This is a genomic window from Pigmentiphaga sp. H8 (genome assembly GCF_003854895.1).
Classification (GTDB): Bacteria; Pseudomonadota; Gammaproteobacteria; order Burkholderiales; family Burkholderiaceae_B; genus Pigmentiphaga.
The window spans coordinates 3,925,589-3,946,779 of record NZ_CP033966.1 but is presented as its reverse complement, the minus strand read 5'-3'; the positions used below and the strand labels follow the sequence as shown (position 1 = coordinate 3,946,779).

27 protein-coding genes are annotated in these 21,191 nt (G+C 67.6%); 12 read left to right on the top strand and 15 right to left on the bottom strand.

Annotated features, from left to right (window positions below):
• Positions 1 to 54: 54 nt before the first annotated feature.
• Positions 55 to 342 (bottom strand): hypothetical protein, encoded by a 288-nt coding sequence (locus EGT29_RS18670; RefSeq protein ID WP_124690386.1) that lies wholly within the window; start codon positions 340 to 342, stop codon positions 55 to 57.
• A 157-nt stretch (positions 343 to 499) separates the two neighbouring features.
• Here EGT29_RS18670 and EGT29_RS18665 point away from each other — a divergent pair, with 157 nt between their 5' ends.
• Positions 500 to 931 carry a CBS domain-containing protein gene (locus EGT29_RS18665; protein ID WP_124690385.1) on the top strand — a complete coding sequence of 144 codons (432 nt, stop codon included), beginning with the start codon at positions 500 to 502 and terminating at the stop codon, positions 929 to 931.
• A gap of 50 nt (positions 932 to 981) precedes the next feature.
• Here the strand turns inward: EGT29_RS18665 and EGT29_RS28945 are convergent, their stop codons facing one another.
• Positions 982 to 1,236 (bottom strand): KGG domain-containing protein, encoded by a 255-nt coding sequence (locus tag EGT29_RS28945; RefSeq protein WP_124690384.1) that lies wholly within the window; start codon positions 1,234 to 1,236, stop codon positions 982 to 984.
• A 242-nt stretch (positions 1,237 to 1,478) separates the two neighbouring features.
• On the opposite strand from EGT29_RS28945, the gene EGT29_RS18655 reads away from it, so the two are divergent.
• Complete coding sequence (locus EGT29_RS18655; protein ID WP_124690383.1) at positions 1,479 to 1,970, top strand: CinA family protein; 492 nt, start codon at positions 1,479 to 1,481, stop codon at positions 1,968 to 1,970.
• A gap of 21 nt (positions 1,971 to 1,991) precedes the next feature.
• Here the strand turns inward: EGT29_RS18655 and EGT29_RS18650 are convergent, their stop codons facing one another.
• A complete protein-coding gene (locus EGT29_RS18650) occupies positions 1,992 to 2,228 on the bottom strand; it encodes a hypothetical protein (RefSeq protein WP_124690382.1) in 237 nt (78 codons plus the stop codon).
• A gap of 197 nt (positions 2,229 to 2,425) precedes the next feature.
• Here EGT29_RS18650 and EGT29_RS18645 point away from each other — a divergent pair, with 197 nt between their 5' ends.
• On the top strand, positions 2,426 to 2,740 hold the full coding sequence (locus EGT29_RS18645) for a hypothetical protein (protein ID WP_124690381.1): 315 nt from the start codon (positions 2,426 to 2,428) through the stop codon (positions 2,738 to 2,740).
• 5 nt (positions 2,741 to 2,745) lie between these two features.
• Here the strand turns inward: EGT29_RS18645 and EGT29_RS18640 are convergent, their stop codons facing one another.
• The 3 genes from EGT29_RS18640 to EGT29_RS28590 form a co-directional block, all read right to left on the bottom strand.
• Positions 2,746 to 3,249, bottom strand: a complete 504-nt coding sequence (locus EGT29_RS18640) for a DUF6496 domain-containing protein (protein ID WP_124690380.1) — start codon at positions 3,247 to 3,249, stop codon at positions 2,746 to 2,748.
• 57 nt (positions 3,250 to 3,306) lie between these two features.
• The gene (locus tag EGT29_RS18635) at positions 3,307 to 3,777 is read right to left on the bottom strand and encodes a hypothetical protein (protein ID WP_124690379.1); all 471 of its coding nucleotides are present in this window, start codon (positions 3,775 to 3,777) and stop codon (positions 3,307 to 3,309) included.
• Between the two features lie 64 nt (positions 3,778 to 3,841).
• A complete protein-coding gene (locus EGT29_RS28590) occupies positions 3,842 to 4,282 on the bottom strand; it encodes a hypothetical protein (RefSeq protein ID WP_192901762.1) in 441 nt (146 codons plus the stop codon).
• A 77-nt stretch (positions 4,283 to 4,359) separates the two neighbouring features.
• On the opposite strand from EGT29_RS28590, the gene EGT29_RS18625 reads away from it, so the two are divergent.
• From EGT29_RS18625 to EGT29_RS18610, 4 genes are read left to right on the top strand one after another with little or no spacing between them, the layout of a single operon-like run.
• Positions 4,360 to 5,352, top strand: a complete 993-nt coding sequence (locus EGT29_RS18625) for a GGDEF domain-containing protein (RefSeq protein ID WP_124690378.1) — start codon at positions 4,360 to 4,362, stop codon at positions 5,350 to 5,352.
• A 41-nt stretch (positions 5,353 to 5,393) separates the two neighbouring features.
• Positions 5,394 to 6,269: a dienelactone hydrolase family protein gene (locus tag EGT29_RS18620; protein ID WP_124690377.1), complete on the top strand. Its 876-nt coding sequence runs from the start codon at positions 5,394 to 5,396 to the stop codon at positions 6,267 to 6,269.
• Between the two features lie 26 nt (positions 6,270 to 6,295).
• Positions 6,296 to 6,892 carry a PIN domain-containing protein gene (locus EGT29_RS18615; RefSeq protein ID WP_255465708.1) on the top strand — a complete coding sequence of 199 codons (597 nt, stop codon included), beginning with the start codon at positions 6,296 to 6,298 and terminating at the stop codon, positions 6,890 to 6,892.
• Between the two features lie 55 nt (positions 6,893 to 6,947).
• Positions 6,948 to 7,805, top strand: coding sequence for a ZIP family metal transporter (locus tag EGT29_RS18610; RefSeq protein ID WP_124690376.1), 858 nt, complete (start codon positions 6,948 to 6,950; stop codon positions 7,803 to 7,805).
• Between the two features lie 3 nt (positions 7,806 to 7,808).
• On the opposite strand, the gene EGT29_RS18605 is transcribed toward EGT29_RS18610, so the two are convergent.
• The 5 genes from EGT29_RS18605 to EGT29_RS18585 all read right to left on the bottom strand — a co-directional run bounded on the left by EGT29_RS18605 (position 7,809) and on the right by EGT29_RS18585 (position 13,569).
• The gene (locus EGT29_RS18605; RefSeq protein WP_124690375.1) at positions 7,809 to 9,491 is read right to left on the bottom strand and encodes a Na/Pi cotransporter family protein; all 1,683 of its coding nucleotides are present in this window, start codon (positions 9,489 to 9,491) and stop codon (positions 7,809 to 7,811) included.
• Between the two features lie 5 nt (positions 9,492 to 9,496).
• Positions 9,497 to 10,666 (bottom strand): patatin-like phospholipase family protein, encoded by a 1,170-nt coding sequence (locus tag EGT29_RS18600; RefSeq protein WP_238160091.1) that lies wholly within the window; start codon positions 10,664 to 10,666, stop codon positions 9,497 to 9,499.
• 125 nt (positions 10,667 to 10,791) lie between these two features.
• On the bottom strand, positions 10,792 to 11,574 hold the full coding sequence (locus EGT29_RS18595; RefSeq protein WP_124690373.1) for a 3-hydroxybutyrate dehydrogenase: 783 nt from the start codon (positions 11,572 to 11,574) through the stop codon (positions 10,792 to 10,794).
• A gap of 36 nt (positions 11,575 to 11,610) precedes the next feature.
• Positions 11,611 to 12,612: an LLM class flavin-dependent oxidoreductase gene (locus tag EGT29_RS18590; RefSeq protein ID WP_124690372.1), complete on the bottom strand. Its 1,002-nt coding sequence runs from the start codon at positions 12,610 to 12,612 to the stop codon at positions 11,611 to 11,613.
• Between the two features lie 105 nt (positions 12,613 to 12,717).
• Entirely contained in the window at positions 12,718 to 13,569 is an 852-nt protein-coding gene (locus tag EGT29_RS18585; protein WP_124690371.1) for a DMT family transporter, read from the bottom strand.
• Between the two features lie 262 nt (positions 13,570 to 13,831).
• On the opposite strand from EGT29_RS18585, the gene htpX reads away from it, so the two are divergent.
• Complete coding sequence (gene htpX, locus EGT29_RS18580) at positions 13,832 to 14,713, top strand: protease HtpX (RefSeq protein ID WP_124690370.1); 882 nt, start codon at positions 13,832 to 13,834, stop codon at positions 14,711 to 14,713.
• 135 nt (positions 14,714 to 14,848) lie between these two features.
• On the opposite strand, the gene EGT29_RS18575 is transcribed toward htpX, so the two are convergent.
• The 3 genes from EGT29_RS18575 to EGT29_RS18565 all read right to left on the bottom strand — a co-directional run bounded on the left by EGT29_RS18575 (position 14,849) and on the right by EGT29_RS18565 (position 16,798).
• The gene (locus EGT29_RS18575; RefSeq protein WP_124690369.1) at positions 14,849 to 15,169 is read right to left on the bottom strand and encodes a BON domain-containing protein; all 321 of its coding nucleotides are present in this window, start codon (positions 15,167 to 15,169) and stop codon (positions 14,849 to 14,851) included.
• 22 nt (positions 15,170 to 15,191) lie between these two features.
• Positions 15,192 to 15,353 (bottom strand): DUF1328 domain-containing protein, encoded by a 162-nt coding sequence (locus EGT29_RS18570; protein WP_087780828.1) that lies wholly within the window; start codon positions 15,351 to 15,353, stop codon positions 15,192 to 15,194.
• A 278-nt stretch (positions 15,354 to 15,631) separates the two neighbouring features.
• Complete coding sequence (locus EGT29_RS18565) at positions 15,632 to 16,798, bottom strand: aromatic ring-hydroxylating dioxygenase subunit alpha (RefSeq protein WP_124690368.1); 1,167 nt, start codon at positions 16,796 to 16,798, stop codon at positions 15,632 to 15,634.
• A gap of 275 nt (positions 16,799 to 17,073) precedes the next feature.
• On the opposite strand from EGT29_RS18565, the gene EGT29_RS18560 reads away from it, so the two are divergent.
• From EGT29_RS18560 to EGT29_RS18545, 4 genes are all read left to right on the top strand, one after another.
• Positions 17,074 to 17,328, top strand: coding sequence for an exodeoxyribonuclease VII small subunit (locus tag EGT29_RS18560; RefSeq protein ID WP_124692427.1), 255 nt, complete (start codon positions 17,074 to 17,076; stop codon positions 17,326 to 17,328).
• A gap of 37 nt (positions 17,329 to 17,365) precedes the next feature.
• Positions 17,366 to 18,238: a polyprenyl synthetase family protein gene (locus EGT29_RS18555; protein ID WP_238160473.1), complete on the top strand. Its 873-nt coding sequence runs from the start codon at positions 17,366 to 17,368 to the stop codon at positions 18,236 to 18,238.
• A gap of 16 nt (positions 18,239 to 18,254) precedes the next feature.
• Positions 18,255 to 20,141, top strand: a complete 1,887-nt coding sequence (gene dxs, locus EGT29_RS18550; protein ID WP_124690366.1) for a 1-deoxy-D-xylulose-5-phosphate synthase — start codon at positions 18,255 to 18,257, stop codon at positions 20,139 to 20,141.
• A 195-nt stretch (positions 20,142 to 20,336) separates the two neighbouring features.
• Positions 20,337 to 20,594, top strand: a complete 258-nt coding sequence (locus tag EGT29_RS18545; RefSeq protein ID WP_087780824.1) for a helix-turn-helix domain-containing protein — start codon at positions 20,337 to 20,339, stop codon at positions 20,592 to 20,594.
• Between the two features lie 42 nt (positions 20,595 to 20,636).
• Here EGT29_RS18545 and EGT29_RS18540 read toward each other — a convergent pair whose 3' ends face one another.
• The gene (locus tag EGT29_RS18540; RefSeq protein WP_124690365.1) at positions 20,637 to 21,122 is read right to left on the bottom strand and encodes a YajQ family cyclic di-GMP-binding protein; all 486 of its coding nucleotides are present in this window, start codon (positions 21,120 to 21,122) and stop codon (positions 20,637 to 20,639) included.
• Between the last annotated feature and the right edge of the window lie 69 nt (positions 21,123 to 21,191).

Here is a 21,191-nt window from a genome sequence, read left to right as displayed (position 1 = left end):
GCGAGACCGCTATTCTAGCGAATTTCTGGCGATTACGCGAATCGGGCCAGGGCGCTAGCGTTCCAGCCTGACCTCGAAGTAGGCCGTGTCGGTTTCGCCCAGTGCCGCGAAGCCTTCCTGGGCTGCCTTGACGGCCGCGCGCTGCCAGCGCAGCGCCAGCGATTTATCTTCTTCCGAGATTTCGTCCAGCGATTCCTCGGCCCAATTCCAGGCCTTGTAGGCGGCGGCAAGGCCTTCGGTGCCGCCCAGCGCCTTTTCCAGCGTGCGGGCGTAGCGGCGCTCGGCCTGGTGCCGGAGTTCCTCGGGCAGTTGGGGATAGTCTTGCAGGGTGACGGTATACATGGTTTTCGCGCACGTTACTGTATGTATGTACAGTATCCGCTGAAAATCATGACGAAAGCAAGAGGCTCGCGCGGCGGGCCTCGTGGCCGTCATGGGAATGGGGGTTGCTCGCCCTGGAGGGCGCCGCATCCGCGGCGTTTTTTTCAGGAGATCAACCATGCAGATCGCAGAAATCATGACGCGCGACGTCGCCTTCCTGTCCGCCGACGAACCCATCCAGCGCGCGGCGCAATTGATGGCCGACCTGGATATCGGCTCGGTTCCCGTTTGCGATGGCCGCCGGCTGGTGGGGGTCGTGACGGACCGGGACATCGCGGTGCGCTGCACCGCCGCCGGCGCGCCGGCCTCGACGCGGGTCAGGGAGGCCATGACGCCTCACGTGAGCTGGTGCTATGCGGACGAGGATGCCGAGACGGTCAAGGCCAAGATGCGGGACGAGCAGATACGCCGCCTGCCCATTCTGGGCACGAACAATGAATTGGTCGGTGTCGTCTCGCTGGGGGACCTGGCCACCCGGGCCGGGGGAACGGACGATGCGCTGGCGGGCATTTCGGAGCCCGCGCGTGCGTCGGGGGAGTTGTTTCGCTAGGCCGATCGATGCCCGGCAAGGCCCCGGCCGGATGGCCGGGGCCGGGGGGGTCACGAGCTTCCGGGGCTCGTCTGCACCGCTTCCTCGCGGGAAGGGCTCTGGGCCTGGGCCTGCGACTCCGCCGCGCGGCGCTGGCGGTGAGCGTGGCTCAGGGCGCCCGCGGCCCGGGCTTCTTCCGAATTGAATTCGTGCGCGTTACCCGACTGGTGGGCGGCGCGCCCCCCCTCGGCGGAAATGGCCCGCTGTTTCTGCGGATCCATGGCGGCAAAGCCCCGGGGGCGCTTCTGGCTCGTAAGCGTAGGCATGAAGTTCTCCAAGATAGGGAAGGGTTCTGCTGACGAGCCCGCCGGGTCGCAATCCCCGTGCCAGCCTGCTTGGGCTGCGCAGCCCGGCGGTATCGGACCCTGGCCAGGCCGGACGCCACAGCGGCGGGCAGGATTTACACGCAGTCTTGGCGATTTATGCATGCGGCCGCCGGGAGCTGGCCTTCCGGACGCGCCGGGTACGGTGCGTGCTGGAGCATGGCGTCGGAATCCGGGAGATCCGCATGCGGACCGTGGAAGAACTCGCGCGCGAGATGCGTGCGCGCAAGCTGCTGCTGGTTACCGCCGAGTCCTGCACCGCGGGCCTGATCGCGGCGATGCTGGCCGACGTGGAGGGGGCCGGCGCCTTGCTCGATTGCGCCTTCGTCGTGTATTCGCCCGATGCGAAGCGGCATGCCCTGGGCGTTCCCGAACGGATCCTGCGCGTCTACAACCTGACCAGCGAGCACGTGGCGCGGGCCATGGGCCGGGGCGCGCTGGCGCGCAGCCGGGCCAATGTGGCGATCGCCAACACGGGCGTGGCGGATGGGGGAGGCGACAGCGTTCCGGCGGGTACCCAGTGCTACGCGTGGGTGTTCCGGGGGCAGGGCGGGAAAATCACCGTCTATAGCGAGACGCGCCGCTTCTCGGGCGGGCGCAACGCCATCCGGGAGCGGGCGGCGCGGCATGCGCTGGAGCGCCTGCCGCACTATGCGGATCTTGCAGCGCGCGCCTGAAAGGGCGCGGCCGTCGCCGTCTCAGTGTTGCCCGGTCGTGTCGGACCCGGCTTCCTCGGTCTGGCACAGGGTGGCGATGACGTTCTGCCAGCCTTTCTTGAACGAGGGGTGGGCTTCGTTCAGCGTGGGCTCCACCTGTTGCGCGATGGCTTGCATCACCTGGCGCAGCTGTTCGGCGTTCGGGTTGGCCGAAATCAGCATGCTCACGACGTTTTGCAAGGCGGTGAGTTGTCCCTTCATGAATTCAGGGTCGGTCACGTTGGCTCCTTCTACGGCTTGTTCTGGGGAATTTGCAAGGCTCGGTTCGAGTCCAACCGGCATGTTAACGGTTCCCTGCCTGGGGTGTTTCAACAAGGGTTTTCGCCAACCACGGGATAGGTAGATATCCCAGTATGGTGGCGCTGACATCGAGGCCCGGTTGGTCTACGATGGGCGCACGCTGGAGGGCCGTATTCATGGCAACAATGGTGATTGATCGTAAGAAGCTGGTGTGTTTTGTCGTAGCGGCCACTGATCCGGCCGGCGAGTCGCGTTGGTGCGCGCTTAACGAAGATCGTGAGTGGCTGACCAACCTGGGTGCCGAACCCGCGGCCGCGGCTGAAAAGGCCGGCGTCTATTGCTGCAACCCCAGCCCCGAAGTGCGGCGCGCCGCCGCCGAAGCCCTGGGGGTCGACCCCGGCGCCGAATTCGTCGTCCATCGATTGTTCCAATCGTCGGACAGCGACGAATGCGCCGAGGTCATCGCCCGCAAGGTCGCGCGGCTGCACTGACCCGCTCAGGCGTGCCGGTTGGCCGCCCGGGTCCGGGCGGCCTTCTTGGCGGCTGCCGAGCGTCCGGCCGCGCCCTTGGTACGAGCCGCCTTCTTCGCCGCGGCCGACCTGTCCGCCGCGCTGCGGCGCTTGGCCGCCGTCTTGGCATGGGCGGCCAGGGCGCTTTTCGACGCTCCTGATTTGCCTTCCCGTTTCAGCGCGGTCTTGGTCGCGCGTGAGCGCGTGGCCGATTTCTTGTGCGGGGCCTCGTCCCCCTTGCGTACGTCCTGTTCGGCCTTGGCCCGGGTCTTCGCGCTGGCGCGGCCCGGCTTGGGAGCGGGCAGGTCCACGCCGGAGCGGCGGGCTTCCGACAGGCCGATGGCGATGGCCTGCTTGGTCGAGCGCACGCCGTGCCTGCCCTCGCGCACGTGGTGGATCTGTTCCTTGACGAATTCGCCGGCCTGGGTCGATGCGGACTTGCCCTGGCGCTTGTCCTGCTTGGCTTTCTCGATGGTCTTGCGTTCAGGCATGATGGCTCTCCTTGCGGAAAGTGTGCGTGCAGCAACCCCCGTGCCTACGGCGCCCGCCTAGCTGGCGCGGCCCGGCGCCCCGGTCAGCACGCAGTCGGCCACGGTGGGCATGCCGTTCTGCAGCGTGGCGCGCTCGCATTCCAGGTAGACCTTGAAGCCGCGCGGCAGCGTATCCAGCGCCACTTGCTCCGGACAGTCGCGCCCGCCGGCGCAGGCGGGATCGGATTTCAGCCAGACCCGCACCGGATGGGCCGGATCGGCCGCCTTCAGATCGAGTTGCAATTCACCGGCACCGACGATGTGGATCTTCTGCAAGCGTCCCGTCACGATGAAAGGACCCTGGCGGTATTTTTCCAGCGCGCGCGGATCGCGGGCGGCGAAGTCGACGTAGACCAGTTCGGCGTCGTAGCGGGGCGGGCCGTCGGCCGAGGCCGCCAGCGCGGCGGAAGGGAGGGAGTCCGGGGGGGACTTGGAGCAGGCGTACAGAGAGACCAGCGCAAGGACGAGAAGCGGCAAGCGGCGATACATGGGATGTCCTGTGGACGGGAAACGCGGCGTTTCCCGGAAGGCGCTCGTCCGCGTCGGGACGGTCCTAAGGCGTAGTGTAAACGGTCGCGCGGGCCGCCGGCCTGCCGGGCGGGCTGGCCATCGACGTGCCGGCGGGCGCGGCGTTGGCGCGGGCGCGGCCGGCGGGCAGCACCGGCGCGACCTCGGGGCGGACTTCCGTCAGGCTGTTCTGCAGCATGTAGTCGTTCATTTCCTTCCAGCCGGTGAAGATGGCGGCCTTGGACATGTGCGGATTGAACGTGTAGCAATCTTCCAGCGCTCGGCCCGCCTGGCGGCAGGCGCCGCCGATGGCACGCCCTTCGGAGTCCTTCCTGGCCTCGATCTGCGAGATGGGCTGCAGTCCCAGGTAATCGCAGCCAGCCGCCGCCAGCAGGACGCACGCGGCCAGCAGCCGGCATCCCGCGCGCAGCGTGCGGCGGGCCGGCGGGAGTGCGGAAGGACGAAGAAGCAAGGTTCGCGGGCTCATGAACGTCTTATCGGACGCTGGCCGGCGGAACTGTAGGGCGAACTCAATTTGCCCGCCGCGATGCCGATAAACGGGGCATGAACGGCCATATTCCCTCCCATCTTCCCCCCGACGGCACGCCCGGCGACCTGACCGCCGAGGACCTGGACGCCCTGGCTCGCTCGCCGCTGTTCGCCGGTTGCACGGCCGACCAGCGCGACCTGGTCCTGGCGTTCGCCTTCGCCACCCACCTGGCCCATGGCGCGATTCTGCTGCAGCCGGGCGAGCCCAATCACCATGTCTACGTGCTGGTCGAGGGGCAGCTGGCCGCGTTCCTCGACGCCGACCTGCAGAAGCGAGTGGCGCGTTTCGTCCCCGGCGACGGCCTGGGCGAGCATGCGCTGGTCGGGCCCGAAGGCGGTACCGTGTACGTGGCGGTGCAATGGCCCGCGCGGCTGGTGGCGCTGGAGGCGACGCGGCTGCGCGCGGTGATGGAAACCGTGCCGCGCATCGCGCTGAATGCGCTGGACATGCTGAGCGCCAGGCTGCGGGCCGCCAACCTGCGCCACGACCCGCGCGAGACCGCAGCCGGCATCGACTTCATGGCCAGTCACGATGCCGTCACGGGACTCTACAACCGCCGGTGGATGGCCACCGCCTATCCCGCCGAGATGGCGCGCGCCGAACGGGGCGGCGAAGCGCTGTGCCTGGCGCTGATCGACATCGACCGTTTCGACCGCCTGAATCAGGCGTTGGGCCGCGCCGCGGGCGATGCTATTCTGCGCCAGTTGGCCGATCTGACAAGGAATCTGCTGCCGTCGTTCGACATGCTGGCGCGAGTGGGCGGCGATCGCTTCGCCGTGCTCGTTCCGGCTTCGCTGGCGGAGACGCTCGCCATGTGCGAACGCCTGCGCCTGCATGTGGGCGGACGCCAGTTCGCGCTGCGGGGCAGCCTGGGCACGCAGATCACCCTGTCGGTGGGCGTGGCCCAGGCACAAGGGGATTTCGAGGCGACGCTGTCCAGGGCGCAGGCGGCACTGGAGCGCGCCAAGACACGGGGCCGCAATACGGTCGAACCCCCGCCGGGCTGAGTCGTTTCTTCCTAAACCGCCGTGCCCCCAAGGAGGGTTCCATGGATAGCCCGGGTACCGAATTCGACAGTCTCCTGCCGCCCCTCGGCCTGAACCGGCGCGGCTTTCTTACCACCACGCTGGCCGGCGGCTTCACGCTGGCCGCGGGGCCCGTCATGGCCCAGACGGTGGTTCGCACCGATACGAACGGCCTGGTCGCGGGCGAGGTCAGGATTCCCGTGCGCGACGGCGAGATCCCCGCCTACCGGGCGGCGCCGGCCGGCACGAAGAACGCGCCGGTGGTGCTGGTGGTGCAGGAGATCTTCGGCGTGCACGAGTACATCCGCGATGTCTGCCGCCGCTGGGCCAAGGCCGGCTACCTGGCGGTCGCGCCCGAGCTGTATGCGCGCCAGGGCGACCCGTCCAAGTACACCGAGATCGCCAGGCTGTCCGCCGAAGTGGTCAGCAAGGTGCCCGACGACCAGGTCCTGGCCGATCTCGACGCCACCGCGCGCTGGGCCGCCGCGCATGGCGGCAGCCGTTCCCGGCTGGGCGTGACGGGTTTTTGCTGGGGCGGGCGCATCGTCTGGCTGTACGCGGCCCACAATCCCGCGGTGAAGGCCGGCGTTGCCTGGTACGGAAAGCTGGTCGGCGATCCCACCGCCTTGCAGCCGCTCAATCCCGTCGACATCGCCGCGCAGGTGAAGGCGCCGGTGCTGGGGCTTTACGGCGGCCAGGATGCGGGCATTCCGCTCACCTCCCTCAACGCCATGAAGGATGCCCTGGCCAAGGGGGGCCGGGCCGCCCGCGAGTCGAGCTTCGTGCTGTTTCGCGACGCGCCCCACGGATTCCACGCCGACTACCGGCCAAGCTACCGCGAAGCCCAAGCGAAGGAAGGCTGGCGGCTGGCCCGGGACTGGTTCGCGCGGCATCTGTGAACGCGGTTCCTCCGATATCCCGGCCGGTGGCGGACCCCCCGCCGCTATGGCTGGTCCTGGATGCCTGCGTGCTGATGTCCAGCATCCTGCGGCCGCTGTTCCTGGACCTGGCGCAGTCCGGCTGGTTCCGGCCGGTCTGGAGCGAGCGCATCGGGCTGGAATGGCGGCGCAACGCGGCTCGCATCTGGGAGGTCGCGCCGGCGCTGCTGGAAGAGGAGTGGGCGGCCATGGGCCGCCGCTTTCCCGAGGCCGACGCCGGCGATGTCTCGGCCTACGAGGTTGGCCTGCACTACAGCGATCCCAAGGATAGGCATGTGGTGGCCGCGGGGCTGGCCAGCCGTGCCCGCGGCGCCTCGGCGGTGCGCCCCGAGGTATGCGTGCTGACCTGGAACCTGAAGGATTTCAACCGTTCGGAACTGCGGCGCCTGGACGTGTCCGTCAGGGATCCTGACCGGCAACTGGCGGCCTGGGTGGACGGCGACCGGGCCGGTCTCGTGGCCGCGCTGCGGCGCCTGCCCGACTATGCCCGGATCCTGGGGCGCGAGGAGTCGCCAGCCGCCATCCTGAAGCGCGAACGCCTGTTCCGCACGGCGCGGCTGTTGGCCGACGACATCGGTTCGTAAAACTCCGGAAGTTACGTATACTTCTGTTTCTGCAACTGAGTTTCACGAGCATCCCGTGACCTTAACCTACATCCTGCTCGCCACGCTGGCGAGCGGAGTCCTGTCGGTGGTCGTTGCCGGCTGGCTGGCCTTCCGGTATTTCGCCCGCTTTCTTCACCAGATGATCAGCTTTTCGGTCGGGGTCATGCTGTCGGTGGCGCTGCTGCACACGCTGCCCGAGGCGTTCGAGTCCGAGGCCGACACGCGCGTGCTGTTCGCGCTGCTGCTGGCGGGCCTGCTGGGTTTCTTCATGCTCGAGAAGCTGGCGATCCTGCGGCACAACCATCACCACGAGCACGATGGCCACGGGCATCCGCCGGGGCATGATGCCCACGAGGCGGGGCGCGGCGGGATGGCCGTGCTGGTGGGGGACGGGCTGCACAATTTCTGCGACGGCATCGTCATCGCCGCCGCCTTCCTGGCCGACCCCATGCTGGGGCTGCTGACCACGCTGACCATCGCCGCGCACGAGATCCCGCAAGAACTGGGCGATTTCATCGTGCTGGTCAACGCCGGCTTCACCCGCAAGAAGGCGCTGCTATTCAACGTGCTGTCGAGCATGACTGCCATCGCCGGCGGGCTGGTGGGCTATTACCTGCTGGCCGGCTCCAAGCAGTGGGTGCCGTATGTGCTGACCCTGGCGGCCAGCAGTTTCCTGTACATCGCGGTGGCGGACCTGATGCCGCAGATGCAGCGCCGCACCACGGTGCGCGAGAGCCTGCCGCAGTTCGTGCTGATCGCGGCCGGCGTGCTGGCGATCTACGCCGTCAATTCCGTGTTCCACCGCCACGCCCATGGGCCGGAGGTGGGGCAATCGGCCGAGGCGGCCATTACCGCCGACCCCGTTTCCCCGCCTTCGCGGCCCACGCATTGAGCGTCATTCCGGCGTCCCGGCGGCTTCCGGGGCGCCGGCCGTGACCGGGGCCGTGCCGCCGGGCGCGCTTAGCACCTCCGGCGCGGCATAGGCCGCCGATGCCACCAGATGGCTGTTGATGCGGCGCAAGTCGCGCAGCACGTCCAGGTGCAGGGCGCTGGTTTCGGTGGTGTCGACCCGGCCGCTGCGCAGGCGCTCGAAATGGGTTTGCGTGGCCTGGCCTTCCATGCCGCGGAAGGTTTCCTTCTCGGCCGCGAGCAGCCGCGCGGCACGCGCGTCGGCCGTCACGAACAGCGAGGCGGCCAGGCGCAGGTTCGCTTCCAGCCGCCCATGCATGTCGTCCAGCTCGCGCCGCCCCTCGGGCGAGAAGGCGAGCCCTCGCTTGGTCAGCTTGCTGATGTCGTTCAGCAGGTTCTTGTCGACGACGTCGCCGGCATGTTCCAGGTTGGTGATGAAGGTCAGGATCTCATCGGCCCTGCGCCGGTCTTCGCGCGTCAGTTCGTCGGGGTCCAGGCCCGCGACGTAGGTCTTGATCGCGCCGTTCAGGCGATCGAGCACGTCGTCCAGGCGCCGCGCTTCCGCGACGCGCTTGCGGTCGCCGGTGGCCAGCGCCTGGCGCGAGTGGTGCAGCATGGTCTGCAAGGTATCTGCCATGCGCAGCGCTTCGCGCGCCGCATTGCCCAGCGCCACCACCGGCAGGTCGCGCGCGGCGCTGTCCAGGTACAGGGGCTGCCCGGGATCGGCGGCGGGGTTGGCCGGCAGCCAGCGGCGCAGCAGCGCGGCGTAGGGCGTCAGCAGCGGCAGGAATAGGGCGGCCAGCACCAGGTTGAAGACCGTGTGGAAGTTGGCCACGGCGCGCGCGTTGTCGCCCGCCAGCTGCGACATCCAGGGATGGATGTGGTGCAGCATGGCGAGTCCGATCAGCACCCCGACGACGCGGTTCAGCAGGTTGCCCACGGGTAGCCGGCGCGCCTGCGGGTCGTCCTTGGCGGAGCCTTCGAGCAGCGGATTGATCGCCGTGCCCAGGTTGGCGCCCAGCACCAGCGCGAAGGCGACGCTGATGGGTAGCAGCCCCTGGGCCGAGAAGGACATGACCAGGACCACGATCGCCACGCTGGAGTGCGCGGCCCAGGCCAGTACGGCGGCCAGCAGGATCGCCAGCCCGGGCTGGCCCGACAGGGCCTCCAGCGCCGAGCGCAAGGCGGGCAGGTCGCGATAGGGCTCGAGCTGTGCGAGCAGCAGGTGCAGGGACAGCAGCAGCAGGCCCAGGCCGATGAAGACCCGCCCCAGGTCGCGCACGTGCGTGGCGTTGCCGCGTCGGAACATGACCACGCCGATCAGCACCAGGATGGGCGCGATGCGCGAGATGTCGAACGACAGTACCTGGACGATGAGGGTGGTGCCGACGTTGGCGCCCAGCATGGCGGCCAGTGCGGGCACCAGGCCCACCAGGCCGTTGGCGGCGAAGCCCGCCACGATCAGGCCGGTGGCGGTACTGCTTTGCAGGACGGCCGTCACGCCCAGGCCGGCGAAGAAGGCGTAGACGCGATTGCCCAGCGCCACGCCCAGGGTGGTGCGCAGGCGCGGACCGAAGGCCCGCTGGATGCCGGTCTGCACCATGTGTACGCCCCACAGCAGCAGGGCCACGAAACCGGCGATATCGAAGAGCGTGAGATAGGCGTTCATGACGTTCAGCGGCCGTCCGGGGGCCGGTGCACGTCGTGTGTGACGAACGGATGGTCGGCGCTGGGTACCTCGAGCCAGGACGGATGTTCAAGTGTACGGCGTATGTCCGCCAGGCCCCCGCTCCAGCGTTCTTCCATGCTCAGCCGGCCGAACTGGTAGTCCTTGTAGGGCGCCTCGCATTTCTCGCCGCGGTAGATCAGGTGCAGCACGTTGATGCGCCGGTCGCTGGCCAGCTCGCGCGCCCGCTTCATCCACGGCTCGCGGCCGTGCCCGGCCGGCATGTGCTTGAGCAGTTCGCGCAGCAGGCCGCGGTACTCCTGGACCTCGCGCATGTAGTCGGTCACCAGGCGCGTGCGGCTGGAATACTGGATGTCCTTCTGGCGGATGGGCACTTCGCTCAGGTTGCCCGGCACCTGGCCGTGCGCGCTCCACAGGTCGACCTGGAAGACCAGCGAATAGCGGCGCGGACTCGATTGCAGGATCTGATGCAGCGGCGTGTTCGAGACGACGCCACCGTCCCAGTAGTATTCGCCGTCGATCTGCACCGGCGCGAAGCCGGGCGGCAGGGCGGCCGAGGCCATGATGTGGTCGGCCGTCAGCACCCGGGTGGTGTTGTCGAAATAGGCGAAGTTGCCGGTGCGGACGTTGACGGCGCCCACCGAGATGCGGGTCCCGCCGTTGTTGAGCCGGTCGAAGTCGACGAATTCTTCCAGCGTGCGCTTGAGCGGCGTGCTGTCGTAGACGCTGGCGGTGCCGGGATCGTGCTGCGTGGGCCATGAGGGCACCAGCCTGGGCACGAAGAAGCCGTTCTGTCCTTCCAGCACCGCGCGCCAGGCCTCCCAGGCGCTGAGCGCGGCGCCGGCCGGACCGGGAAGATGCGCCAGCGCATCGCGCAGCGCGTCGACCGGCGTGGGCGGCAAGAGCGGCGGACGGCAGATATGGTCCCAGAACCGCTGCAATTGTTCGACCCGGCGCTCGGGCGGATTGCCGGCGATGACGGCGGCGTTGATCGCGCCGATGGAAATGCCGGCGATCCAGTCCGGATGCAGCCCGGCCTCGGCCAGGCCTTCGTAGACGCCACCCTGGTAGGAACCCAGCGCGCCGCCTCCCTGCAGGACGAGCGCGACGGTGTCGTAGCCGAGTTCGCCGCGCCGCGATTGGATGGAACGAGTCATTTCAGTCACCCATGGCGCACGTAGCGGATGTCTCCGGACCCAGGGCACCGCGGATCCGGCTCCGCCGGTCCGCCAGTGCCGCCCCCTGGGGGGCGCGCGTAAGCGCGTAGGGGGGGCTCCCATCTCTAGTGCATATACCAGCCGTGGCTGACGACGAACGATTGTCCGGTGAAGGCCGCCGTGGGGAAGGTGGCCAGGAACAGCACGGTCTGCGCGACGTCCTGCAGCGTGGTGAATTCGCCGTCCACGGTGTTGCCCAGCATGACCTTCTTGATCACTTCGTCTTCCGGGATGCCCAGTTCGCGGGCCTGCTCGGGAATCTGCTTTTCCACCAGCGGCGTGCGCACGAAGCCGGGGCAGACCACGTGCGAGCGCACGTTGTGCCGGGCGCCTTCCTTGGCCAGCACGCGGGCCAGGCCGAGCAGGCCGTGCTTGGCGGTGACGTAGGCCGACTTCAGCGGCGAGGCCTCGTGCGAATGCACCGATCCGGTATAGATCACGATGCCGCCGCGATCGTCGCGGTACATGTGCTTGAGGGCCGCCTTGGTGGTCAGGAAGGCGCCGTCGACGTGGATGGCCATGACCTTCTTCCAGTCGGCGTACGCGAACTGGTCGATGGGATTGACGACCTGGATGCCGGCGTTGGACACCAGGATGTCCACGCTGCCGAAGGTGTCGACCACCAGTTGGGTGCCGCGCTCGACCGCCGCTTCGTCGGTCACGTCGAAGTCCACCGCCATCGCCTGGCAGCCCTTGAGCTTGAGTTCGTCCACCACCGCCTGGGCGGCCTTCAGGTTGATGTCCGCGATGGCGACGGCGGCGCCCGCCGCGGCCAGCGTATCGGCGATTTCCTTGCCGATGCCGCTGGCGGCGCCGGTGACGAGAGCGACTTTTCCATGAAGCTGCATGTTGGATCCCTTGGTATGCGCGTGGGGGGGAAGCGGTCAGGCCATCAGCGCCGAGGCCAGCAACTGGTAGCTGCGGACCCGGTACTCGTGGCTGTGGATCTGGGAGTTGACCATGACCTCGTCGGCCTGCGTGGCCCGGGCCAGCGCGCCGATCGAATCGGCCAGCGCCTCGGGCGTGCCGATGTGGATGCGGGTGCGGTTGTACTGGCGCAGCGCCTCTTCGTCGGGCTGGTAGACGTAGGCCAGGGCCTCCTCGACGCTGGGCAGCGGGGTGCGGGTGCGGCCGCTGCGCGTGCGCATCATGCTGAGGTCGGCGGTGGAGGCCAGGCGCTCGGCTTCGTCGGCGGTGGGCGCGCAGACGGCCGACACCGCCAGGATGGCGCGCGGCTCGTGGCCGAACGGCGACGCGCGGAATTCCTCGCGATAGAGCCGCATCGCCGCATGGACGTTCTCGGGCACGATGTGATGGGCATAGGCGAAGCCGAAGCCGTTGGCGGCGGCCACGCGCGCGCCGAACAGACTCGAGCCGAGTATCCAGATGGGCGGGCAGGGCACGCCCACGGGCGTGGCGCGCACCCGCGCATGGGGATGGTCGGACGGCATGACGTCCTTCAGATAGCCGACCAGGTCGGCCAGTTGCTGCGGGAATTCATCGGCATCGGCATGGCCGCGGCGCAGCGCGCTGGCGGTGACGGGGTCGGTGCCGGGCGCGCGTCCCAGGCCCAGGTCGATCCGGCCCGGGAACATCGCTTCCAGCACGCGGAAGGTCTCGGCCACTTTCAGCGGGCTGTGATTGGGCAGCATGATGCCCCCCGATCCCACGCGCAGCCGGGTGGTGGCGCCGGCGATCCGGCAGATCAGCAGTTCGGGCGCCGAGCACGCCAGCATGCCCGTGTTGTGGTGCTCCGCCAGCCAGTAGCGATGGTAGCCCGCGGCCTCGGCCTGGCGCGCGAGGTCCACGCTGTTGGACAAGGCATCGGTGGGCGTGTAGCCGGCGGGGATGGGGCTCAGGTCGAGGACGGACAGCTTCAGGGACATGGGGGAGGGAAGGACGGCGGTTAACGCATCAAGTGTGAACCCGGCGGCGTTTTGCTGCAACCCAGCATGGCCGGCGGGAAGAGTTCGGTGCGGTCGACCGCGGGCTCAGGCCCGCCGGGCCAGCGCCAGCGTGCGCCAGGTCGAGACCAGGCCCGCCGCCGCGATCAGCACCATGCCGGCCCAGCCCAGCATGTCGGGATGGTCGTCCCAGAACAGGTAGCCGAGCAGGACCGAGAACGGGATGGTGCTGTACTGGAGCACCGAGGACAGGGCGGCCGAGCCGCGGCTGAACGCGCGCGTCATCGCGAACTGGCCCAGCAGGCCGCTGATCCCGACGCCCAGCAGGGTGAACCAGCCATAGAGCGAGGGCGGTTGCCAGCCGGTGAGCGAGGTGGCGACGCCGCCGGTCAGGCAGGACGAGAGCGCGAAGAACAGCACGATGCGCCATTCGGGTTCGCCGGACTGGCCCAGTGAGCGCACCTGCATCACGGCGATCGCGGTCAGGCTGCCGGCGGTCAGGCCCAGCAGCGCCGCCAGCCACTGCGAGTGGTCCAGTGTGGGTCGCAGGATCGCGATCACGCCGATGAAGCCGATGACGACCGCCAGCGTGCGCAGCCGGTCGGTCAGGTCGTGCTGGCGCCAGATCATCCAGCCGGCGATGAACAGCGGCGAGGTGTAGTTCAGGGTGATCGCGGTCGCCAGCGGCAGCCGGCCCATGGCGAAGAACGACAGCCAGATCGACCCCACCCCGGCGATATTGCGCATGATGTGCAGCCGCCAGGTCGGCGGGATCACGACGCGCCGGGTGGCCCAGGCCCAGGCCAGGATGCCCGCCGCCGTGGGCAGCCCGCGGAACAGGATGATCTGCCCCAGGCTGGCCTCCTCGGAGGCGAATTTCACGAACATGGCCATGATCGCGAACATCAGCGAGGCGAAAAGCATCCAGAGGGCTTGCATGGAGGGCGGGCGGCGATGAGGTGGCCTCGATTGTAACTGCTGGGGTTAACCCCAGTATTCACCTTGAAATCATCGTCCCGGCTACCATATAGCCCCAACCGGGAAACGGGTATCGTCCCTCTCGCCGTTCTGCGGCGGCCGGAGGGAACTTCCCGATGCCTGTTGCCGTCACATTCGGCGCCGCGCGGGGCGGTTCCCGGTGGCCGAGGGGAAAACCCACCCCCGGAAAAAACATCAAAGGTTTTCGGAGCTTCCTGCCCTCATGAAACGCATCGTGCTATTTCTGGCGACCAACGTCGCGGTCATGCTGGTCCTGACGGCGACGCTGAGTCTGCTCGGCGTCAACCGTTTTCTGACCGCGAACGGCCTGGACATCCAGGCGCTGGCCATCTTCTCGCTCGTCGTCGGCTTCACCGGCTCCATCATCTCGCTCCTGATGAGCAAGCCGATGGCCAAGTGGAGTACCGGCGCCCGGGTCATCGACCCCAACGCGCCCAACGGGGCCGAGGAACAGTGGCTGGTCGACACCGTGCACCAACTGGCCGACCGCGCGGGCATCGGCCGCCCCGAGGTCGCCATCTACGAGGGCGAGCCCAACGCCTTCGCCACCGGCGCCTTCAAGAACGACGCGCTGGTCGCGGTCTCCACCGGCCTCTTGCGGGGCATGACCGAGGAAGAAGTCAGCGCGGTGCTGGGACACGAAGTGGCCCACATCGCCAACGGCGACATGATCACGTTGACCTTGATCCAGGGCGTGGTCAACACCTTCGTGGTGTTCCTGGCGCGCGTGGTCGGCTACGTGGTCGACCAGATGGTGCTCAAGAACGAACGCAGCGGCGGCATCGGCTATTTCGCCACCGTCATCGTCTGTGAACTCGTGTTCGGCATCCTGGCCTCCATCATCGTCGCCTGGTTCTCGCGCCTGCGCGAATACCGCGCCGACGCCGGCTCGGCCTACCTGCTGGGTTCGCGTGAACCGATGATCCGCGCCCTGGCCCGCCTGGGCGGCATGGAACCGGGCGACCTGCCCAAGAGCTTCGAGGCGTCCGGCATCGCCGGCGCGGCCAAGGGCTTCGGCGCCTTGTTCGCGTCTCACCCGCCCATCGAGCAGCGCATCCGCGCCCTGATGAACGCAAAAGGCTAGTAGAGGGCCCCCTACGCCCTGTGGGCGCCCCCTCAGGGGGGCGTTTTGGCTGGTCGCTGGTTGGAATGAGAAAACGGCTTCGCTTGTTTGAGCGAAGCCGTTTTTTATTGCGTGCGCGTCAGCGCACAGGGGCCTCTATCGAGGACTGTTCTTCACCCGCAGGTCGTTGCGGACGCTTTGGACGCCTTCGACGCCCCGGGCGACTTCCACGGCACGGGAGGCTTCGGCTTGGGAGTTGACGAAGCCGGAGAGCTGAACGGTGCGGCGGAAGGTTTCGACGTTGACGTCGACGGCGCTGACATCCTTGGCCGCGACCAGGGCCGCCTTGACCTTGGCGGTAATGGCGGCGTCGCTGGTATATTCGCCCGCGGATTGCTGGGTGCGGGTTGCCGTGCAGCCGCCCATGACCGTGGCGGTGCCTATGATGCCGGCGACGAGCAGGGTACGAACGTTCATGATTTTTCTCCTTGGGCGTGAATCATTTTCGGAACAGGCCGCTCAGCAGCGACAGGACCGCAAGCACGATGAAAATGAAGAACAATATCTTCGCGATCGACGCGGCGCCGGCAGCGATGCCGCCGAATCCCAAAACCGCCGCGATGATGGCGATGACGAAAAATACGACTGCATAATGCAGCATGCTTTTCTCCCGTCTTTTCTTGCTATGGCGAAAATCCGGCCTATATGCATCCGGGCCCGGCTTTCGTTTTAAAAGCTACGCGCCGGCTCCCCTGTTGACAAGGCGGCAGTGTATATATTTGTAATGATGCGCATGCCGTCGAGTGGCCGTGTATTTATTACAGATCGGTGGGTAGCGCCTTCAAACCCGTCATGAGCGACGGGGGCTTGCGGCGATTGAAAAAAAGAAAAGCGCCCGTGAAGGGCGCTTTGATGGGCAGTCGGACAAAAGTTACGTCTTCACATATTTTCCGGTTCGTCCATTACCTTCCGATACCACTCGTGGAAGTGCTGCATGCCGTCCTCCATGGGGGATTGGTAGGGGCCGGCCTCGTTGGCGCCGCGCTCCATCAATGCCTTGCGGCCGGCATCCATGCGTTCCGCGATCTCGTCGTCCTCGACGGCGGTTTCCATATAGGCCGCCTGCTGGGCCTCGACAAAATCCCGTTCGAAATGGACGATTTCCTCGGGATAATAGAACTCGACGATATTGACCGTTTCCTGTGGGCTCTTGGGGTAGAGCGTCGACAAGACCAGCGTGTGCGGATACAGCTCGATCATGTGGGTCGGAAAATGGGTGACCCAGATCGCCCCGAATTCCGGCGCGCTGCCATTGCGGTAGGCCAGCAGGGCATCGTGCCAGCGCTGGTAGACGCCCGAGCCGGGGTGCGCCAGCGCGTTGTGCACGCCCACCCGTTGCAGGCTGTAGTAGTCGCCGAATTCCCAGCTCAGGTCATCGCAGGTGACGAAGCGGCCCAGGCCGGGGTGGAACGGGCCGACGTGGTAGTCCTCGAGGTAGACCTCGATGAACGTCTTCCAGTTGTAGTTGCACTGGTGTACCTGCACCCGGTCCAGGACGTAGTCGCTGAAGTCGAACTCGGGCCTGCCGTCCAGGGCGGCAAGCTCGGTGGCGATCTGGCGGCCGCCCGCGCGAGGCGATTCGAACAGCGAGCCGTTCCATTCCTGCAGCTTGAAGCGTTGCAGGTCGAGGCCCGGTGTTTCGCTGAACAGCGGGGCGCCGATCAGCTTGCCGCGGGCGTCGTAGGTCCAGCGGTGCAGCGGGCAGACGATGTTGCCCGGGCGGCCCAGGTTGCCGCTGCAGTGCGCGGCCTGCCGTTCGCCGCCAGGCTGGTACTTGCCCAGCATCAGCGCCTGCCGGTGACGGCATACGTTGGACAGCAGCTCGACGCCGGCGTGGTTGCGCACCAGCACCCGGCCGTCGTTTTCCTGTATCAGGGTACGGTAGTCCCCGACTTCGGGGACGCCTTTCTGGTGGCCCACGTACATCGGGGCCTGGCCAAAGACGTTTTGCATTTCGCGCGCGAAGCGCGCTTCATCGAAATAGGCACTGACTGGGAGCTGCGCTCGGCTCGCCGCCACGTGTGCCACGCGACCGATATCGGTCATGACTTCCCTCCGCGAGAGTTGTGAAGCCAGTCCCCCTCGCTGCGAAACCACCCCTTACGCGACCTGGAGCGGTGTTTGGACTTCGCAGATGGTACTGGCGCGAAGAAAATGATCTGCCCGATCAAGCCGGCTATTGTACCCCGGACGGCCCGAGAAGTCCCCGCCGCCGCCCCGGCCCGGCCCGCCCTGTAGCGGGGGTGGAATCCCGTCATCCCGTACAATTCCGGGTTCGATGCCGTGACGAGATCCAGGAGGCTTGATTGGCCGACAAATTCGTGAATGTTCCCGATGCGCAGGGCGACGCCCCCGCGCAGGCCCTGCCTCAGGACTTCGAGGCCGCGCTGGGCGAGCTCGAGGCGCTGGTGGCGATGATGGAGGATGGTTCCATGCCGCTGGAGTCCTCGCTGGCCGCCTACCGGCGCGGCGTCGACCTCGTGCGGGTCTGCCAGGACAGGCTGGCGCGCGCCGAGCAGCAGGTCCGGGTCCTCGAGGGAGAATTGCTGCGTCCTTTCGAAGAGGCCGGGGACTGAGTTGATGGCTGGCAGTCGCGAAGAGTTTTCCGCCTGGATGGCGGCGTGCGGGGTGCGCGCCGAACAGGCGTTGGCGCGCTTGTTGCCCCCCCAGGACGCCGAGCCGCGCACGCTGCATGGCGCCATGCGCTATGCGGTGCTGGGCGGCGGCAAGCGCGTGCGCCCCATGTTGACCTATGCCGCGGGCGAAGCCTGCGCGGCATCCGGCGCCGGCAGCGAGGCGGCGCTGGACGCCGCCGCCGCCGCGGTCGAACTGATCCACGCCTACTCCCTGGTGCATGACGACATGCCGTGCATGGACGACGACGTCCTGCGCCGCGGCCGTCCGACCGTGCACGTGGAGTTCGGCCAGGCCACCGCGCTGCTGGTGGGCGACGCCCTGCAGGCCCTGGCCTTCGAAGCCCTGGCGGGCATGCCGATTGCCCCTGGCCTGACCGTGCAGGCGGTGCAGGTGCTGGCGACGGCGGCCGGCAGCGTGGGCATGGCCGGCGGCCAGGCCATCGACCTGGGCAGCGTCGGCAAGCCCTTGCAGCGGGACGAACTCGAGGCCATGCACCGGCTCAAGACCGGAGCGCTGCTGCGCGCCAGTGCCGCCCTGGGCGGCATCGTGGTGGGCGCGAGCTCGGCCCAGCGCGCGGCGCTCGACGCCTATGCGCAGGCAGTGGGGCTGGCGTTCCAGGTGGTCGATGACATCCTCGATGTCACGGCCGACTCGACGCGCCTGGGCAAGACGGCCGGCAAGGATGCGGCCGCCGACAAACCCACCTATGTATCCATACTGGGCCTGGACGAGGCCCGGACCCTGGCGGAGCGTTTGCGCCAGGCCGCGCACGAGGCCATCGCTCCGCTGGGCGCGGGCGGTGCGCGCCTGGCTGCGCTGGCCGATTTCATCGTGCTGCGCGACCGCTGAACGGAGATACCGAAACATGCCCACCGATATGCTCGACCGCATCGAATCTCCGGCCGACCTGAAAAAACTGGACCGCTGCCAGTTGTCGGCGCTGGCCGATGAACTGCGCGCCTTCGTGCTGGAGTCGGTGTCCCGCACCGGCGGCCACCTGTCGTCCAACCTGGGCACGGTCGAACTGACCCTGGCGCTGCACTATGTCTTCGATACGCCCGACGACCGCATCGTCTGGGACGTGGGACACCAGACCTATCCGCACAAGATCCTGACGGGCCGGCGCGCCGGCATGGCGACGCTGCGGCAGCAGGGCGGCATCTCGGGCTTTCCCCGCCGCAGCGAATCCGACTACGACGCCTTCGGCACCGCGCATTCGTCCACCTCCATCTCGGCCGCGCTGGGCATGGCGGCGGCCGCCCGCTATGCCGGCATCGACCGCAAGCATATCGCCGTGATCGGCGATGGCGCGATGTCCGCCGGCATGGCCTTCGAGGCGCTGAACAACGGCGGCGTCATGCCCGACGTGGACCTGCTGGTGATCCTGAACGACAACGACATGTCGATCTCGCCGCCGGTCGGTGCGCTGAACCGCTACCTCGCGCGCCTGATGTCGGGCAGGTTCTATGCCGCCGCGCGCAACGTGGGCAAGGCCGTGCTGTCGCACGTGCCGCCCGTGTTCGAACTGGCCCGCCGCATCGAGGAACACGCCAAGGGCATGGTCACGCCCGCCACGATGTTCGAGGAACTGGGCTTCAACTATGTCGGCCCCATCGACGGACACGACCTCGATTCGCTGATCCCCACGCTGCAGAACATGCGCAAGCTGTCGGGCCCGCGCTTCCTGCACGTCGTCACCCGCAAGGGACAGGGATACAAGCTGGCCGAGGCCGATCCCGTCCTGTACCACGGACCCGGCAAGTTCGATCCCGCAGTGGGCATCAGCAAGCCGTCCACGCCGCCCAAGAAGACCTTCACCCAGGTGTTCGGCGACTGGCTGTGCGACATGGCGGCCGAGGACACGCGCCTGATCGGCATCACGCCGGCCATGCGCGAAGGCAGCGGCCTGGTCGAATTCGAGCGGCGCTTTCCCGACCGCTATTTCGACGTGGGCATCGCCGAACAGCACGCGGTGACCTTCGCGGGCGGCCTGGCCTGCGAGGGGCTCAAGCCGGTGGTGGCCATCTATTCCACCTTCCTGCAGCGGGGCTACGACCAGTTGATCCACGACGTCGCGCTCCAGGACCTGGACGTGACCTTCGCGCTGGACCGCGCCGGACTGGTGGGCGCGGATGGCGCCACACATGCCGGCAACTACGACATCGCCTTCGTGCGCTGCATTCCCAACATGGTGGTGGCCACGCCGTCGGACGAGGCCGAATGCCGGCTGCTGCTATCGACCTGTTATCGGCATCCCGGACCCGCCACGGTCCGCTACCCGCGCGGCGCGGGCCGGGGGGCGTCGCCGGCGGCGAATCTCGATGCCGTGGCCCTGGGCAAGGGTGTCGTGCGGCGCGAAAGCGGCCGCGCGCAGCCCGGCGGCAAGGCGGGCGTCGCGATCCTCGCGTTCGGCACGCTGGCCGTTCCCGCCTTGCAGGCGGGGCAGGCGCTGGATGCGTCGGTGGCGGACATGCGCTTCGTCAAGCCCATCGACCGCGAACTCATCCTGGACCTGGCCGCGCGGCACGCGGCGCTGGTGACGGTGGAAGAGGGCAGCATCATGGGCGGCGCCGGCAGCGCCGTCTGCGAGGTGCTGAGCGAGGCCGGCGTGAGCGTGCCGGTGATGCAGCTCGGCCTGCCCGACCGCTTCATCGATCACGGCGACCAGGCCGCGCTGCTGGCGGGCCTGGGGCTCGACGCCGCGGGCATTGAAGCGTCCGTGCGCGGGCGTTTTCCCGATCAGGTGAGTTGACCCGAATGCGGGAAGCAGCCGCTTCCCGCTTCAGGCGCGCCGTGCATGACCGAGGGTTAGCCCCGTATGTGTGCCGCTCCCCGACAGGCGCAGAATTACTTTTGCTGAAGCGCTTTGCGAAGCGTTGCAATCGCGTCCAGTAAAAGTGATGTAAAAGCGGTAGATATAACGCGCTGTCGTGGGGAGTATGCGTCAATGCCCGCACCTCTGAGATCCCCCAATCCGTCGGCGTCCTTGACGACGCTGCGCGAGATCCTCGGCTACAACGTACGAGCGTTCCGGGTCGCGCAGAAGATGTCGCAGGAGCAGCTCGGGTTTGCCGCCCACCTCGACCGGACCTTCGTCAGTCAGGTCGAGCGGGCACGTGTCAACATCTCGGTCGACAACATCGAGAAGCTGGCCAAGGCGCTCGAACTCGACCCCGCCATGCTGTTCAAACGCCCCGTGCTTTGAGTCCCGGCGGGGCGTCCATGATCGTTACGCGAGCAGGACCGCTCAGTCCCTGAAGTTCTCGAAGCCCAGGGGCAGGTCGGTCACGTCCTTCTTCAGCAGCGCGATGGCGCTTTGCAGGTCATCGCGCTTGGCGCCCTGCACGCGCACGGTGTCGCCCTGGATGCTGGACTGGACCTTCATCTTGCTGTTCTTGATCAGGGCCACGATCTTCTTGGCGGCGTCCTGGGGCACGCCGTTGCGCACCGTCAGCACCTGCTTGACCTTGTCGCCGCCCATCTTCTCGACCTTGCCGTGATCGAGGAATCGCACGTCCACGCTGCGTTTGGTCATCTTGTTCAGCAGCACGTCACGCACCTGGTTCAACTGGAAGTCGCTGTCGGCATAGGCCGTGAGTTCCTTGTCGGTCTGTTCGACGCGGGCATCCGAACCCTTGAAGTCGAAGCGGGTGGTGATTTCCTTGTTGGTCTGCTCGACGGCATTGCGCAGTTCGACCAGATTGGGTTTGCAGACGACATCGAATGTAGGCATGGGTGAGCTCCTTGCATGCGGCTTGCGGCCTATCTTGGAATAGGGGAATTGTAGTCAAGTAAGATGGCG